At 29.0% G+C, this 17,616-nt stretch carries 16 protein-coding genes and 1 pseudogene; 15 read left to right on the forward strand and 2 right to left on the reverse strand.

Going from position 1 to position 17,616, the window contains the following annotated elements; genetic code table 11:
• Positions 1-413: 413 nt before the first annotated feature.
• The 8 genes and pseudogenes from P5Y91_RS04990 to P5Y91_RS05025 all read left to right on the forward strand — a co-directional run.
• Positions 414-1,334, forward strand: a complete 921-nt coding sequence (locus P5Y91_RS04990; RefSeq protein WP_277839097.1) for a helix-turn-helix domain-containing protein — start codon at positions 414-416, stop codon at positions 1,332-1,334.
• Positions 1,335-1,590: 256 nt separating this feature from the next.
• Positions 1,591-2,271, forward strand: a complete 681-nt coding sequence (locus P5Y91_RS04995; RefSeq protein WP_233332037.1) for an ABC transporter ATP-binding protein — start codon at positions 1,591-1,593, stop codon at positions 2,269-2,271.
• Positions 2,261-3,415, forward strand: coding sequence for an ABC transporter permease (locus P5Y91_RS05000; RefSeq protein WP_070659344.1), 1,155 nt, complete (start codon positions 2,261-2,263; stop codon positions 3,413-3,415). The genes P5Y91_RS04995 and P5Y91_RS05000 overlap by 11 nt, the downstream gene beginning before the upstream one ends.
• Complete coding sequence (locus P5Y91_RS05005; protein ID WP_070659343.1) at positions 3,415-4,032, forward strand: CPBP family intramembrane glutamic endopeptidase; 618 nt, start codon at positions 3,415-3,417, stop codon at positions 4,030-4,032. Before P5Y91_RS05000 ends, P5Y91_RS05005 begins: the two co-directional genes overlap by 1 nt.
• A 10-nt stretch (positions 4,033-4,042) precedes the next feature.
• Positions 4,043-4,459, forward strand: coding sequence for a hypothetical protein (locus tag P5Y91_RS05010; RefSeq protein WP_070659342.1), 417 nt, complete (start codon positions 4,043-4,045; stop codon positions 4,457-4,459).
• Positions 4,460-4,874: 415 nt separating this feature from the next.
• Entirely contained in the window at positions 4,875-6,458 is a 1,584-nt protein-coding gene (locus P5Y91_RS05015) for an ATP-binding cassette domain-containing protein (RefSeq protein WP_277839098.1), read from the forward strand.
• A gap of 3 nt (positions 6,459-6,461) precedes the next feature.
• On the forward strand, positions 6,462-6,770 hold the full coding sequence (locus P5Y91_RS05020; protein ID WP_070659338.1) for a hypothetical protein: 309 nt from the start codon (positions 6,462-6,464) through the stop codon (positions 6,768-6,770).
• A 62-nt stretch (positions 6,771-6,832) separates the two neighbouring features.
• Positions 6,833-7,020, forward strand: a pseudogene (locus P5Y91_RS05025) (IS3 family transposase); the annotation flags it as partial.
• A gap of 248 nt (positions 7,021-7,268) precedes the next feature.
• Here the strand turns inward: P5Y91_RS05025 and P5Y91_RS05030 are convergent.
• Complete coding sequence (locus P5Y91_RS05030; protein ID WP_070659336.1) at positions 7,269-8,168, reverse strand: tyrosine-type recombinase/integrase; 900 nt, start codon at positions 8,166-8,168, stop codon at positions 7,269-7,271.
• An 89-nt stretch (positions 8,169-8,257) separates the two neighbouring features.
• Here P5Y91_RS05030 and P5Y91_RS05035 point away from each other — a divergent pair, with 89 nt between their 5' ends.
• Entirely contained in the window at positions 8,258-9,208 is a 951-nt protein-coding gene (locus tag P5Y91_RS05035; RefSeq protein ID WP_277839099.1) for an ATP-grasp domain-containing protein, read from the forward strand.
• Here P5Y91_RS05035 and P5Y91_RS05040 read toward each other — a convergent pair.
• Complete coding sequence (locus P5Y91_RS05040; RefSeq protein ID WP_277839100.1) at positions 9,189-11,489, reverse strand: hypothetical protein; 2,301 nt, start codon at positions 11,487-11,489, stop codon at positions 9,189-9,191. The two genes, P5Y91_RS05035 and P5Y91_RS05040, sit on opposite strands and share 20 nt — an antisense overlap.
• A 240-nt stretch (positions 11,490-11,729) precedes the next feature.
• On the opposite strand from P5Y91_RS05040, the gene pezA reads away from it, so the two are divergent.
• The 6 genes from pezA to P5Y91_RS05070 all read left to right on the forward strand — a co-directional run bounded on the left by pezA (position 11,730) and on the right by P5Y91_RS05070 (position 17,201).
• Positions 11,730-12,206, forward strand: coding sequence for a type II toxin-antitoxin system antitoxin PezA (gene pezA, locus P5Y91_RS05045; protein WP_277839101.1), 477 nt, complete (start codon positions 11,730-11,732; stop codon positions 12,204-12,206).
• Positions 12,206-12,967 carry a type II toxin-antitoxin system toxin PezT gene (gene pezT / locus P5Y91_RS05050; protein WP_277839103.1) on the forward strand — a complete coding sequence of 254 codons (762 nt, stop codon included), beginning with the start codon at positions 12,206-12,208 and terminating at the stop codon, positions 12,965-12,967. The genes pezA and pezT overlap by 1 nt, the downstream gene beginning before the upstream one ends.
• Before the next feature lie 132 nt (positions 12,968-13,099).
• Positions 13,100-14,122, forward strand: a complete 1,023-nt coding sequence (locus P5Y91_RS05055) for a nucleotidyltransferase domain-containing protein (RefSeq protein ID WP_277839104.1) — start codon at positions 13,100-13,102, stop codon at positions 14,120-14,122.
• A gap of 8 nt (positions 14,123-14,130) precedes the next feature.
• Complete coding sequence (locus tag P5Y91_RS05060; RefSeq protein WP_277839105.1) at positions 14,131-15,897, forward strand: ThiF family adenylyltransferase; 1,767 nt, start codon at positions 14,131-14,133, stop codon at positions 15,895-15,897.
• Complete coding sequence (locus tag P5Y91_RS05065) at positions 15,875-16,363, forward strand: Mov34/MPN/PAD-1 family protein (RefSeq protein ID WP_277839106.1); 489 nt, start codon at positions 15,875-15,877, stop codon at positions 16,361-16,363. The genes P5Y91_RS05060 and P5Y91_RS05065 overlap by 23 nt, the downstream gene beginning before the upstream one ends.
• The gene (locus tag P5Y91_RS05070) at positions 16,347-17,201 is read left to right on the forward strand and encodes an acyltransferase (RefSeq protein WP_277839107.1); all 855 of its coding nucleotides are present in this window, start codon (positions 16,347-16,349) and stop codon (positions 17,199-17,201) included. Before P5Y91_RS05065 ends, P5Y91_RS05070 begins: the two co-directional genes overlap by 17 nt.
• Positions 17,202-17,616 lie beyond the last annotated feature (415 nt).

Consider the following 17,616-nt stretch of genomic DNA (forward strand, 5'->3'; position numbering starts at 1 on the left):
ATGGAAATTTCAAATAATGTCCATTATAACAGACATTAGTAAATTTTAGAAAAAGATCTATATTTGGCTATAGTTTTACTAAATCTCTACGACTATAGATTAAAAATGTATACACTTCTATTTTACAAGTTCAACTTAAGAAAATCCCAATTACAACCATTTAACAAGTAATATAAAAAGAGTTCTACACTTTCAGTAGAACCCTTCTTATTACCAGTATTTTGATTACCTAGTTTTTTCTATTTTAACGCTTCTTTAATTTCACTAACTGTTGTAGCAACACTTTCATCGTAGAATGATTTTTCACACAAAATTATTGACAGTATCCATATCTATATTCATAAAATAAAATTTTTTAATATTATTCAATAAATGATATAATATAAGTAAATAACTTAGGAGGTTAAAACTAGTTGCTGGATTTTGGCAAAAGAATTGAAAGGATGCGATTAGCTCAAAAAATAAGTCGTCAGGAATTCTGTGGAGATGAATCTGAATTAAGTGTCCGTCAATTAATTAGGATTGAAAGAGGTGAGTCAAGACCTACATTAACAAAATTGAAATATATTGCGAATCGGTTAGGAATAGAAGATTTTAAATTAATGCCAGATTACGTAGAGTTAGAAAAAGATTATTTGCAGTTAAAATATTACTTGATGAGAACCCCCACATATGAAGATGAGAACATTGCTAAAGAAAAAGAAAAAATTTTTGATAAGATTTTTGACGAGTATTACAATGATTTGCCTGAAGAAGAAAGGATCATTATCGATATTTTACAAGCATATGATGACTTTGGCCTACAAAATGATGATAGTAATTTAGAAATGATTTTACAAGATTACTTTACTCAAATTCTTCTTAAAACCGAATACGAAGTAAATGAGCTTTTAATCATAAAATTATTTTTATTAAGATTAGTTCATCCCAATACAATACTAGATGAGAAAGAAAAACATAAATGTACAGTAATAGCTAACAATATTTTACAACAATTAGATAAGTTCGATCTTGATTATGTATTTATTGTTAGAGATTCCTTACTTTTATTACTTGGAATATTTGAAAAAATGAGTGATTATACTCGATTTGAAAAAATTCTTCAAGAATTGAATGATTTAACATCTAAAACCTACGACTATCAGAAAAAACCTATTATTCGTATATGGGAATGGCGCTATGCGCTATTTTCAAAACAAAATTATCAAATGGCCGAAAATTTTTTTCAAGAAGCAAAAATATTTGCAAAAATGATTAATAATAGCTATCTTATAGAACAGATAGAAAAACAATGGCAAAGTGATCTTCAAAATTACTTTAAAAATAAAAACTGAGTAAGGAAAGTGACAAAAATGTCATGGCAAAATCCCGAATTAGCTAAAGTTAAAGCTGATTCGGGATTTTTTTAATAATAATGTGTTTATATAAAGAATTCTATTTAAAATTAGTGACATTTTTGGCCTTTTTATATATGTTTTTTATAAGTATAATATTCGTAAATTAAAAAACAAAGGAGATAAAATATGTTATTACTAGTTATTTCAATTTTTTGGACTTTTATATAATTGATAAGATAAAATGGAGTATTCTATGTTGGAATTAAAAAATATATGTAAAAGTTTTAATCAAGGAGAATTTAAAAATAGTGTTTTAAAAAATATAAATTTAATAGTTAAACAAGGAGATTTTATATCTATAATGGGTCCATCTGGATCTGGTAAATCCACATTAATCAATATTTTAGGATTACTCGATTCTGAATTTCGCGGAGAGTACAAACTTAACGGAGAAATTATAAAAAGTTTAAATGAGGATCAGCATGCTACACTCCGTAACAATGATATTGGTTTTGTATTTCAACAATTTCATCTAATTGATGAGTACACGGTTAGAGAAAATATTTTATTATCATTCCTCTACTCAGAGAAGAAGGCAAATTTAAAATACATTGAGAGTTTAGTTGAAGACTTGGGCCTTGTAGACAAACTTAATGAATATCCAAATAATTTATCAGGGGGACAAAAACAGCGAGTTGCTCTAATCAGAGCTCTTGCTCATAAGCCAAAATTTCTTATAGCAGATGAACCTACAGGAGCATTAGACGAAGAAAGTAGGGACGAGATTTTACAAATTCTACAAAATTTAAACAATTCTGGTACTACAATTATCATTGTTACTCATGATGAGTTTGTTGCAAATTGCAGTAAAACTAGGTATAAAATGAGAAACGGTCATTTAACGCTGGAAGGATTGAAATTAAATGAAGTTTAAAAAAATTTTGATAGATACTTTAAAACTGTTATTGAGAAATAAACGACAGAGTATTCTCACTTCCCTAGCGATTGCCGTAGCAACATTTGTGGTGCTGGTTATTTTGTCAAGTTCTTCTTATACCACTTCTACATTAGGTGATGACTTACACATTGAGGAAGATTCTGTAACAATAACTTATACTCCCAAAAATATCTTGACTAGAGGTGGTTTTTCCAAGGAAGATAAAAGAATAGTTGAGAATTCTATCGGGAAAGATGTGAGGCTATCTGCTAGTTCCTATGGTTTGTATGCTGAAACATATTTTAATAAAACAAAACAATATCTCAGTTTTCGTACATTAGATGATTTGAATAAAAATGGATTAAATGTACCATCCTTGTTAAAAGGGAAATCAATAAAGAACCTAAATAACGGGATTGCTATTAGCGATAAAGCTCTAATGTTATTGACTCGAAAGGGAAACATTGAGAATTTCTTAGGAAAAACTATTAATATATCTGGCAAAGATTACACTATTCAGTCAATTTTTTATGGATCAGCTGTTAACGAAAGATTACCTTCTTTAATAGTTACTGAGGATACGAAGCGTTTACTGTTAGGATATAAGGAATATTTTGATGAGCTGGTGATATCAACTAACAAAATAGAGAATATTAATAAAGCTTTGTCAATTTTAGATATTCATGGAACATATCATCGTGAAGGAACTTATTCATATATTGATAACAAACGTGTTTATGAAGAAACTAAAGCTCAAGCTAACACTATACTTAATTTTATTGCATTTCTTTCAAGTATTTCAATATTTGTTGCTGGTTTTGGAGTCATGAATGCTTTGTTATCTTCCGTAAGTGAGCGTAGTAAGGAAATAGCAATTCGTCGTGCTCTAGGTGCAAAAAAATCTGATATCTACCTATCGTATATGATAGAGGGTACATTTTTATCCATAATAGGAGGTATGTCAGGAATCCTAATAGCTGAAATATTTGTTATTTTAATGAATATAAGTGGTTTTGTTGCGACATTAACTTTGAATCACATTTTAATCACATTGTTTACAACTAGTGTATTTGGAGTTGTATTTAGTATCATTCCTGCAATGGTTGCAGCAAATAAAAATGTTATTGAAGGTTTGAAATAATGGAGAATTGTAATCTACATAAACATGAAGTTGTTGTTATATTAATCGCCACAGCAATTTTTCCACTCTTATCTCTTATTTTAGGAGATGCTCTCGTAGCTCTGTTATTAGGAAATGCAGGAATGCTAAAAATGATGTTCGGTGAACGAATAATATTTGCAATGACAGCATTATTTCTATGGTGGGAGCTAAATAAAACAGGTTTAATTCGTATTAAAACCAAGCAAATATTCTCTTTTAAACAAGTCAGTATTCTTATTATTTCAGTTATTTTAATAACTATATATGTATTTCTATTTACAGAAAAATATATTTCAGCCATTTATATATTTTTATTTATTGTATTAAATTTTTTAATTGCCTGGGAAGAAGAATTCGTTTATAGATTGCTGGTTCCTGAAATACTTAAGATATTATTTAGAAATTTTTTTATTATATGTTTACTTCAAGGTATAATATTTAGCTATTTAGGGCATATGGAGGAAAGTATATTAGACAATTTATTATACAGGCTCCCACTATCTATTGTTTTATTTGTCATTAGAGATAAAACCGGAAATATTCTTCTCTCAACAACAATTCATGCTTTATGGAATATTGTATTAGATTTTATTTAAAGGAGATAAAATGAAACTTACAAACAAAGAAATAGTGTTTATTGCGTTACTAATTGTAGAATTTTCAATATGTTTTTTCATGTTAGAACATTTTAGTATTTTTCAATTTATGTTATTTGTTCAAATTATTCCGTCAATATTATTGGCTTTTATTTCCGGTAATATTGCAGTTAAAAATAAACATACTTGGTTAATCTTGATTAGTTTTGGAATTATACACGCATTGATGATGTTTGCAATTTTTAGTGTTACCCCTATGACGATTATTGAACAAAATACTATTCAATCCGAAACCTCAGTGTTTACATTTAATAGAAATTTACAATTTGGTACTTATTTTGGATTCTTTTTACAAGAATTATTACTAGGTGGATTTATTGCAATTCTTTTCAAAACTTTTAGAAAAGTTAAGCAAGGACAATTCTGATGAAATATATATTGAAAGGAGGTGAAAAATCATGCTAAAATTATTTAAAAAATTAACGACTCAATGGTTCTGGGGTGTTTATACCCAGGTAACCTACTATTCAAATGGTAGAAAGAAATCGTAATATTTTTTTTGCTTTATTAGGAGGAGGTGATGAAAAATGATTAGATTATTTAAAAAATTAACAACTCAATGGTTTTGGGGTGTTTATACCCAGGTAACCTACTACTCAAATGGTAAAAAGAAATCATAATGGAAGAAAGTACATATCTAATTTATCTTAAAAACGTATCCCGATTATAGGATATTTACATTAAATACTAACTTCTATAAAATAGGTGCATCTTTCTAATAAAAAAAGGTGCACCTATCTTTTAATTTAATGTTAGCTAACATAATATATTAGAGGTACACTATGACTATCGTAGATTTATTAAAAAAAATACATTTTTATATAAGTTTTAAAGAAAGAGTACTATGGGGAATAGGTGTAGTACTAGCTTCAGTCTCAGCTATTGTAGGACTATTATTGCCAGCTCAGATTAATCTATTATTCCAAAACTTTAAAGAATTTAACTATAATAGAATTGTTCCTCTTGCACTACTTTTTTTAATACAAAATGCAATTATGTATTTTTCTTTATATATACTCGGAAAAATAGGAGAATATACGATCTTATCTCTACGAAAAGAAAGTGTATTATCTCTTTTAAATTCGGAAATATTTAATCTTGAAACTACTACTTGGGCAAGTAGAGTGATATATAATCCCGGTTTTTTTTCTGAGTTAATTTCGAGACAGATTCCAACTTTAATAATAAATACCCTTCAATTAAGTTTAAGTATAATCATATTGTTTTATCTAAATTTAAAAATTACGTTATTTATAATCATAGGTATATTGGTAGTAGTTACTTATTCAATTTTATCCGGAAAAATCTTATCTAAAATTCAAATCAGATTTCAAAATTTTTTGTCAACAACAAATCAGCAACTTTCTGATGTCCTTGGAAGGTTAGGATTAATAAAAATTAACAATACCATTGATAAAGAATTTAAAGATTTAAAAATATCAATTCAAGAAATTTTTAAAATATCAGTAAATACTTTAAAGATAAGTATATTTAGCCAGATTGGTAACCAATTATTATTTATTTTAATTTCTATATCATTGTTATTTATTATTATGAATGATATAAAAAGAGGTGTGACACAGATATCTTCGGTTACTCTATATATCATGTACTGTGCTCAATTACTAGCTCCTTTATTAGCAATATCAGATGACCTAACTAGTATAAAGCGAAGCAAAGAGGTTATGGTAGAATATCTTAATACATTCTCTGATTTAGAATCGAATTCGAATAATTGTGTATTTGTAAAATTTGGGAAAAATACTCAAATTGAAATAATTAATTATTTAAATCCGTTTAATAAAAAAATAATAAGTAATCTAAATTTTTATGAAGGTGAAGTATACCAATTAACAGGTAGTTCTGGTATTGGTAAAACAACGTTATTAAATTCTATTTTAGGTTTAGTTAAATTTAACACTGGGCAAATTCATTTAACTTTTAAGAATGGGAAAAACCTATATAGTAAACTGGCCTATTATCAAAGTCAACAGCAAATACTAGTAAATAAAACAATAAGAGATAATCTATCATATTCGCATCAGATACCAGATGAAGAGCTGGTAGATACGCTTCAACAATTCGGATTGTTTGATGAGTTTCATAATAAGGATCTATTAAATCTAATAGTTACTGAAAAAACACTTTCAAAAGGCCAAATTGCTAGATTAGCATTAGCTAGAGAATACCTAAAAGAGGATTCCGAAATTGTAATATTAGATGAACCGTATGCTCATATAGATGAGGTGAATTCTAGAAAAATTGATAAAATGTTTAGAGATAGATTCAAAAATTCTATTTTGATTATTGTTAGCCACACAAAAAATTATATTAATAAAAAAGATTATATTATTGAAATGGTATAAGATTTGAAAAAAATTATTTTTGAACGAAAAAAATATGTCTACGTAAATTCTAAAAGAAGTCAACAAAAAGATTTTCTGATTATTAAGAATTTAATGTCAAGAGAAGTTCAAGTTGAAATTAGGATAGAAGGCAATTTACTAGATTTGCTTGTTCTAAACAGCAGGGGAATAAAATTTTATAATTTACAACTTCTATCATTGCCTCGTTATATTAATATAACCGTAAAAGAGGTTGAAGAAGATATTGATTTGACACTTAATAAAAATAGATATTATAAAAAATTTTATTTTTTTAAAAAATTTGATAAATAAACTAACTGAACTGCGCCCTAAAAGTTAGACAGAAAAAATCTAACTTTTTGGGTGATTTTATTATAAAATTAACTTATGAAGATAAAGTTCAAATATATGAATTGAGAAAGCAAGGAGAGAGCTTTAGACGTCTTTCTTATCAATTTGGGATAAACATTTCTAATCTTCAGTACATGATTAAAATGATTGATCGTTATGGAATAGAAATCGCAAAAAAGTAAAGAATCGTTCTTATTTTCCTAAATTAAAATAAGAAATTATTTATAAAGTTCTCCTGGAAGATTGTTCATAAAAAAGTGTATCTTTGGCTAGAGAAAATCACAAAATCTAAATAAAACAGAAGACACAAAATATTTATAATATGTAAAAGGTAGTTCAAAAATATAGAACTACCTTTTGTTGATAATAATGAAATTAGATACTTGTTCTTTTAAAATAAATAGAGTAAAAATTTCTAGAGGGAAATCATCAAAATGCTTTGATTTAGCTATGGTTATTTTACTTTTGTGGTCGAGAACGAATGGAAGATATGGGATTACACAGAGTGAGTATTTCTTTTTGTTTTGATTGAGATACATGAGTATAGATCTGAGTTACAGAAATAGAGCTATGTCCAAGTATTTGCTGTATATAACGAATATCTACATCTTTATCCAGTAGCATTGTAGCAAAGCTGTGTCTAAACATATGTGGCGTGATAGTTATAGATAAGTTGTTTTTCTTAACCAGCTTCTTTAAAATTAGACGGACACTTTGTTCTGAAAGTGCTTTAAGAGGATTTTGACCAGTAAATAAATAGTCATTAGGTCGGACGCAGTATTTATTTATATATTTTTTCAATAAACTAAAGGTTGTTTGGTCTCCTAAAAAGAGGATACGTTCTTTTTTTCCTTTTCCGATAATATGAAGTGTTCTATTTGAAAAATTAATATCTTTAAGATGAATATGACAAAGTTCAGAAATCCGAATGCCAGTTGAAAGTAATAAGGAAATGATTAGTAAATTTCTTTCAGCTTTTTGTTTTTGATATTTAGATTTTGAATAGATAACTTTTTGTTCTGAATCTGAGTAGACACTTTTTAAAATATCATAAGGAATGGTTTTAGGTAATATTTTTTCCTTCCGAAATTGAAATCGTAGTTGATTAAAAGGATTTTCATCAATTATACCTTGAAATTTTAAATAGCTGTAAAAAACCTTCAAACTTGCGATTTTTCGTCGTAGAGTGTTTGATTTTATATTTGATTTTGTTAAAAATTCAATATATGATTCAACATTATCGTAGTTTGAATTGTAAAATTGTAAAAGATCGTTTTTGTAAGCTCGAATTGTATGTGTGCTTAAACGTTTATGCGTTTTGCAGTAACTTAAGTAATTAGAAATAAGTTTAGAATCCATGAATATCTCCTTTAATAATAATCATGTTATTTTAAACTTATTTGGGCATTTTGTATAGTGATAATAAATAGTTATCGGTAGGAGAAACTATGAGATTAATAGTAATTTTAAATGTCAACCCAGATTCATCCATTCAAACAAAAATTATCGAAAATAGAGAATACACTCGCAATGAATTGAGAGATATTCTCCATAAAAGTTTTTCTAAATTTATCGATGAAATCATATTTTACGATAATTTTGAGAGATTCAAAAAAAGTGTTTTTAATCACCTAGACGACTTTGTGTTAAATTTTGATTTTGGATATAACAGTCGAATTAGAAACATGAGTGTCCCAGCATTTTGTGAAAATTATAAAATTAAATATTTCAACCCAGACCCATATGTACAAGTTTTATGTCAAGATAAATTTATGACAGAGAAATTTGCAGAGAATTTTGGTATAAAAGTCCCAAAAAGCTTGTTAGTATTTGATCATTCATACACTAAAGAAATTCTATCGAACTTTGAATATCCAATTATTATTAAACCGAACTATGAATCAGAATCAATAGGAATTACACAAAACTCTATTGTTGAAAATATGGAACAGGCAGATATGGGACTCAAGCAATTAATGAAGGACTTTGATGGTATTCTAGTAGAGGAATACATTGAAGGGAGAGAAGTAGCTGTTACTATTTTAGAAAATGAAGGAGAGTTATTCTTTGAAGAAGTTGAACTTATTTTTCCAGAATCTAATGAATTCAAGTATCAGGCTTATACTTCAGAGATTAAACAAAAAATCGGTATAGAAATCGAAAAAAGTTGCTATTTAAGCGATAAAGATATTATCAACTTAAAGCAACTTTATAAGAACTTGTCTCCAAATAAATTGATACGAGTGGATGGCCGAATAAAAAATGCAGAATTTTATCTAATAGAGATCAATGCTAATCCTGGGTTGTATCCAAAATCTGTTGTACCTAAAACATTCAACATAAATGGCTATACCTACGATGAAATGATACAAACACTCTTTACTCATCATTTAAATTAAGGGGTAGTTTCCACGAAGTTTCATACATTAACTTCATTTCGTAATCATTCTTAATATTATCTTCCTCTATTTTATTTTTGTATTCTTCCATTTTTTCGAGGTTATACATTTTTTGATAATAATGATAGAGATTGTAGTAAATCTTATCCAAAAAACGCTTAAAAGATGTCTTTGAGATGAGTTCCTCCAATTCAACAACAATTGACTGACATTCAAGACTACCTACTCTATCCTTTAAGAAATAATAAACAACTAAATTATTGTAAATGGCAAATCGGTCATATTCATCATATGCGGTGATTTTTGCGCTATTAAGTAACTCCGGTATTGCTTCATCAATATCTCCACTATAAAATTTTATTGTAGCCTCGTTATGAAGAATCATATGATTATATACAAGTGATTCACCGAAATAGTCTCGAGCGGTTATTAAAGATTGTTCGGCACGAGAAACATCTCTTTCTACAGCATATAAGTAAGCTAGATAGATAGCATGAAGTCCTGAAAATTCAGAATCTTGTTCCTTAAAAATTCTCTCCGTAATTGACTGAACAATTTTTATACGGTCAGAAAATTGGCTATAAAAAACATTAGATAATCTGATTAAGTAGGGATATAGTGGATGAGTGTGTTGCGTACTTAATTCCTCGAAAATACGTTTTGCTTCTTCTCGTCTTTCAAGTTGTACTAAGTTCATTATTAAAACTAAAGAAAGCTGGAAGTATTGTGATGAGTTTTTATCTAGCTTAACTATATTTTTTTCAATATAGTTAATAGAAGCATCAAATTTTTCACATCGATTTAGTAATAATGCTTTGCCAAAAACAACCTTATCAATATTGTGAGAGATAAAATTAATTAAAGATAGGGATTGTTGATACAAATTAGCATCATAGGCAATTTTTACAAGTGTCAGTATAAAATCTTCATCAATTGTTTTTACATCATGCTGTATCAGATTGAATTTTTCAAAATAGGCTACACGCCCTTCTTGTGAATCAATTCTTATCAATCTCTCTCGAATTTTAGGGAAAATAGATTTGAGTTGTAAAAATTGGCGGTGAAGTAAATAATGGTCAACTAAAATATCAAGATATTCAGCATTATTGGTTTCATATAACTTTTGGTTAATATATTTAACCAAAAGAGAGCTTAGAGCTAGTCTTAACTTAGGGGAAAATGTTGTAGGGCTAACAACCATATCTATAAAATTAGGGATTGATAAGGAAGAGTGATTTCGTTCTAGTAAATCTTTATTTACTAGAAAATCAATATTTTCCGAATCAAACTCCCCGTATAGTTGGGATAAAATTTCCATCAAATCAACTTGAGCTAACCTATTCTTTGTTAAGGAAAGTAAGATTAAAAGGGCTGTTTGTTTGTCTGATAATTCTTCAACAATTTGTTTAATCGTCTGTAATTTTACTGTCCGATCCAACCGTACTCTATCATCAAAATCCTTTAAAATTGTGGAGATTTCTGCTAAATCTCCTTTTTCAATACTATCATGTAAAATTGTAAAATCAATTTGCTCATAATGCAATTCTAACTCTTCAGTTAATTGTTGGATGTAATGAAGAATATGTTCATTAGAAAGTCGATTTAAGTGATATGTTTTAAGAAAAAATTTACTACTATTTTTCAAATACTGCTCCACTCTGTTATCGTCACATTCAAAAATAAACAGGCATTGTTGAGAAGTAACTATTAATTTATTAAATAAATCCAAAGAAGAACGATCAATCTGAGAGGCTTGTGAATACAAAATAGATAATTTTCTCTGTTTTAGAACATAATTAGCATATTCAAAGAGATTTTCCACTTGAGCTTTTAGCACAAATGTCTCATATTGAGTAGGTTCTTCTATCAATGAAGGTAAGTCAATCTCTGACACTTCTAGTCCAATATTATTATCTTTAAAAAATGTTCCAATAAATGCTTTACCAAATATTGCTGAAATTTTCAGCAATATTTTAATAGCTTTATCACTAGTCATTTTTTTGGTGTAAAATTCTTTAAAATCATCATAACCATACTCGCTACTGATTTTATCCAATTCTATAACAAATCTTTTAAATGTTGAAAAATCATTGCTATCATCTAATGGAAAAACTTCTATAAAAGATAAGTTTAGTTTCTTAGATATTTCTTTAATAAATTCGGATTTCCCTACGCCGGAATCAGCTTTAATGATATAAACTTGATTCAATCCACGATTCAAATTATTAGTGTAATCTTTTTGTAAATTACGGAGCTCTTCTTTACGATTGATAAACTTCATGACATTCTCCTACCGATAACTATTTATTATCACTAGTATATCATAGATTCATATCTCCAATATGTTTTCGATTGTAGTTTTCTTACTTTTTTATATTCTTAAAGACTTTTTGAACAGCCTCATAGTACTTTTTCTTCAATGACTAAATATGTGGTATTCTATCCATTAGTAACAACGCACCAAAAATGGTGCGTATATCTTTTTTGTGCTATAATAGAAATAAATAAAAGGAGGGCTCTCATGATCGGAGAAAATATTAAAGCGTTACGTAAAACACATGACCTAACCCAGCCTGAGTTCGCAAAGATTGTTGGCATCTCTCGAAATAGCCTAAGTCGTTATGAAAATGGAACAAGTTCAATTTCGACAGAATTAATAGATCGTATCTGCCAGAAATTTAATGTTTCCTATATCGATATCGTAGGGGAGGAAAAAATGCTCACACCAGTAGAAGATTACCAGTTGACCCTGAAAATTGAAGTGATTAAAGAACGAGGGGCGAATATCTTAGCGCAACTTTATCGTTTTCAAGATGAGCTAGGAATTTCATATGATGATACTTCTAATCCTTGGGTTCTAATGAGCGATGATTTATCTGATTTGCTGAACACGAAGATTTATCTTGTGGGGACTTTTGATGAAGTAGAGCGATATAATGGCTATTTGGATGGCATTGAACGGATGCTAGAACAAGCAACTCATCTGGTGGTGGCTTAATGAAACTAGAAGAATTTAGTCAAGATGATTTTGAACGAGCATCCAGACGACTCGTTCGTTCTTTAACTCGTGGTAAAACAACTTCGTCTCAGCCCAAGGCTATCTTGCTAGGTGGACAGAGTGGTGCTGGGAAAACAACGATTCATCGTATTAAACAAAGGGAATTTCAAGGTAATATCATTATCATTGATGGAGATAGTTATCGCTCTTTTCATCCGAACTACCTTGGCCTACAGGAAAAGTATGGCAAAGATAGTGTGGATTATACCAAAGTGTTTGCGGGAAAAATGGTTGAATATCTCGTAGATGAATTGAGTAAACAAGGTTATCATTTGTTAATCGAGGGCACCTTGAGAACAACAGAAGTTCCTAGAAAAACGGCACAATTATTGGCAATTAGAGGTTACCAAGTCTCACTTGCACTGATTGGGACTAAGCCAGAATTGTCCTATCTCAGTACCTTGATACGCTATGAAGAGCTCCATGCTATAGACCCTATTCAAGCTAGAGCGACTCCCAAAGAGCACCATGATGGAATTGTAGAACATTTAGTTGATAACTTACGAGAGTTGGAAAATGATAAGATTTTTAATCAAATTCAAATTTATCAAAGAGATCAATCGTGTGTTTATGATTCGGAAGTAGATCAGATCTCAGCAGCAGAAGTTCTACACGAATGCCTATTTGGAAAATGGAGTAAGGTGGAGGAAGAGATGTTGAAGTTGGGACAGGAACGATTGAAGGAGTTGGGTGAGGAATAGTCATAATAGTTTAATTTAAAATCATACTCAACTATATACTTAATTAGTTTATAAATGGATATTCAACAAATACTACTACATAGAATGATATAATTAAGAGTAGATTTAATAAAATACTTTAAGGAGGAGTTTATGGATACTTTGCAGTCACAGTTTATTAAATTTCACGATACCATTAAGCTAGACGCAAAAGATAAACAGGTTTTAATCGAAAAACGTGAAGAGGTTGAAGAAATAATTAATAATGGCGTTTCGGAATTTGAAAAGAGTTTTTTTAATCAAGGGAGTTACTCAACTTTCACGGGGATTTTACCATTAGAGGATGGGGATTACGATTTAGATAGAGGTTTGAGATTTGAAATTGATAGAAATTCAAATACTCCAAAAGAGATAAAGAAAATTATTTTTAATACATTAGTTTCTAAATTTGGAGAAAATAATGTTAAAGTAAAAAATCCATGTGTCACGGTATCATTTCCTAAAGATAATGTTCATATCGATATTGCGGTGTATTGTGTTGAAAATGATAATTATTTTTTGGCTAGAGGTAAGCTTAATAGTAAAGAAGAAAATATTAAGTGGGAGGAAGCAGACCCTGTAGAATTAACGGAAAAAATAAATAATGCTATGGAAAACTCAGAAGACCGAAAACAATTTCGAAGAGTAATTCGCTATTTAAAAAGATGGAAAGATATAAAATTTAAGAACCAGGATAACAAACCAACTGGTATTGGTATTTCAGTATTTGCTGTTAATAATTTTACTGTATGCAAAAATGAAGACTATCTATCTGGGAATACTACCTATGATGATATTTCAGCTTTAAGAAATTTAGTAAATACTATGATTAATTCATTTTCGAATACATATGATGTTGATAGAAACTTATTTTATCCGAGATTAGAGGTTTTCTTACCGGTTAAGCCATATACTGATGTATATGAAAGGGTATCAAATATACAAATGGAAGCCTTTAAGAATAAATTAGAAAAATTAAGAGATTCACTAGACGAAGCAATAGATTCTACTGATTTAAGTGAGTCTACAAAATTATTGAGTAAACAGTTTGGTGATGATTTTCCTGTTATTGAACAAAAAGAGACAGCAGAAAACTTTGGAACTCGGGCTATAATCAGTGATTATCCAAGTGCTTAGAGGCGTGTATGTTAGAAAAAAAAGAAATATTCCAGATATACTTTGACGAACTACCTTTAGAGTGCCTGGAATTAGAAGATAAGGAATGCTATTTTTATCAATATAAAAAATTTACCTTAAAAATTATCATTTCTAATGATTTTCCCCATTCACTTCCTGAAATCTATCTTTCAAATTATATGGATTTTAATAAATGGTACAGCCATGTCGGTTCCGAAGGGAAATTGTGTTACATTTCAGAAGATAATTTAATTTGGGACTTTAATAATCCAAGTGGATTATTAAGAGATTGCTGTGAAAAAGTAAAGGAATTACTGGATAGTTGGGATACACCAAAAATGACCGAAGAGCTCAGGAAAGAGTTTCTGTCATATTGGTATATCAGTTGTTTGAAGTCAAAAACAAAATATATAGAGATTCGAAGTTACTTATCCAGGGTCAGTACATTTGAGGAATATGAATTAGTCTTGTCGAATCAGAAATTCCATCTTTTTAATTATGGTTCACAACTCAAAGGGAGTGTTGCGCCACATTCTAAAAAAAGTAGAGATGTTTACATACTTCCACTTAAAGATTCGAATTCTGTGATTCCTCCTAATCCCCTGAATGAACTATCAGAAGCAACGTTTAAGAAAATGATCACAGGAAATCTATCTTCGGGCGTTAGACGCCGCTTCCAAAAGTGGTGTAAAAAGAAACGAAAGTCATTCATATTAATTTTATCACTTCCTATATCTGATAATGATTATGTTTTGTTTGGTGCGCTTTTTGAGTCTAGAACTTCCAAATATCCATTTAAAATTGATAATAAGGTACCACAAAAAAATAAAGATAGAAAAAAAATTGGTTCTAAGGCTAAAAAATCAAAAAATGGGAGTTTCAATATTACTCCAGTATATATTACAAGATTCGACAAGGAGTATAGAGTGAGTAGGACATCCCAAGAATATGATTTTCTGAATAAAAAAGTTGTAATTGTTGGACTTGGATCTGTAGGATCATTTGTTGCAAACAATTTATCTAAAATGGGTATAGAGAAACTTCTTTTAATAGATCCTGATTTTTTAACGGTCGATAACATTTCAAGACACTACTTAGGTATGGATAGTATAATAGATAATATTCAAAAAGTAGACGCTTTAGAAGATAGATTGAAAAAAGAAAATCCTGATTTAGAAATTGAATGTGAGGGTATCCGATTTCAAGAAATAGTTCGGAAGAATCCAAATTTATTTTGTGAATATGATTTTGTTTTTTCTTGTGTCGGAGATACTAAAACTAATTTTGAAATTAATCATTTTTTCAGAAAGATTGGAAAAACGGTATTGTATTGCTGGTTAGATCCATATGGAGTTGGGTATCATAACCTACTAGTTTCTCCACAAAATATCGGATGCTATATGTGTATGAATTATGAAGATGGGCATCTTGTTAATAATAGAGCCTCTTTTGCAGAGAAAAATCAAATATTTGAAAAGCGTCTAGCTAGCTGTTATTCTTCATTTATTCCTTATAATGTTATTGCGCCTAGTTCTTTGGCAAATAAAGCTATAGAAGTATATTTACAGTACTTGTCTGGGGAATTTTCTTCTGAAAACAGATTAGTATCAGAAATTGGTTCAGATAAACAGTTTGGAAAAGAAGGGTTTACGTATAGTGTTCGATACTACAATTGTTTAAAAAATAGTGATTTATTAAATGTTGCTTTAAGAACAAATACATCTTGTCCAGAATGTAACGGAGAGTATAAAGTTGATATATGTAAATCTGAATAATAAATATCAAATTGTAATACCATCTGATATTTTAAATTCATTACTAGAGTTTAGGCAACTGGGTTTTGAACCTGAAGCAGGTGGTATTTTTGTTGGTAAGAGACTTTTAAATAATTCGATAATTATTATAAATTTTTCAAGACCACAGGATAATGATGTAAGAAGTAGATATAAATTCTCAAAGACTTCTCCAAACCACCAGAAATTTGCAGATGATTATTTTGGTAAAAGTTCAGGTTTCATAAGTTTAATTGGAGAATGGCATACCCATCCTGAAGATATACCTACTGCATCTATTGTTGACATTCAATCATGGGAAAAAATTATCTCAGATAATGATGATAAATTATTCTTCTTGATAATTGGGCTTCAGGCTGGGAGATTCTACTTTAGGGAATCAAATGAGTGGCAATCCACTCTAATCTATTTTAAGGATGTATTGAATACGTATGAATATAAAAAATAAATCATTTAAGAAATGCTTTTTTTGGTCTCAAAAATTTTATTTACCATTGGTATTAATTTTTCTATTTCCAATTCTTATTTGCTATTTGATTGGGAAGAGTTTGACACTAGTTGAAGTTGAAAAAATATCAAATACCAATTTTTTTACAAGAACTATTTTTGAAATAACTCCTGATAATTCTATCGCTACTTATATAGTTCTTTATTCATTAATATCTACTTCATTATTAATGATTTTTAGAAAAAACAATGCAGAGCGAACATTTAATGATGGTCATTCTGTATATCTTCATAACTGTTATAAAAGACTGTGGGTTGCTGCAAATATATTAGGCTATCGAAAGTTACAACTTATAGGTGTATCAATACCAATGCAGTTTGAACTTATTATTAATGGAGTTTTCTCAGAATTTATATCGGAATCATCTGTTATGCAATATGATGAATTTAAAGGAGAAATTATTGTTGAGTATCCAATTGAAAACAAAAAGAATAAAGTTGTCAATTTATTAGTATGTGATACATATGATATTCCTTTAGAAAAATTAGCAGCTGACTATTTAGAAAATACAACAGTAAAAATTTCATCGCAACAAAAGTATAGTGGTAACAGATATAACAATCCTCAATTAGTTAGTACAGTCCGAGAAGAAACGCAGAAAGTAATTAACGCCTATAAAGAGGTTAATCTTTTTATGACAACAAATCCTTTAAATACACAAAAAATAGTAGGGACTTCATTCTTAACATTAGATAGATCAAGTTTTGATAGAGTATCGGTTATACAGATGGATGAAACAAAAATTTATAAAGATCAATTTTTAATATACAAAAGATAACATGATGGAGTATTATAATATTCCAATTAATGTTTGATAGCATTCTAGCTTCTTGAACTTGCCTGCTTTTCCCTTATTGTCTTAATGTCGATAATTCAATCTGAATCATACCACTATAAATCCAATTGTAAATTGTTTTAAAAGTCACTGTCTATCTATTATTTAGTTTAAAAAATCTTGTATCTGTTTTTGGAGACTATTAAGCTTTTAGAGTAGCCCCTATTTCTTTTTTAGTTTCGGCGTTCAAGATGCTTTTCTTAGCTGAACCTCCATAAGATTTTTAATCTCTTATAGCTAAATACTGTCTTGAACAACGTTTCACCATTCTACTGATAATAAAACGATGGCTACTAATCTTAGTTGCAATTTGAGAAAATTTCCCCCTAATTCCACATAGGTATCTATCTTAATCTGT

This window comes from Streptococcus taoyuanensis (assembly GCF_029589235.1).
Lineage (GTDB): Bacteria > Bacillota > Bacilli > Lactobacillales > Streptococcaceae > Streptococcus > Streptococcus taoyuanensis.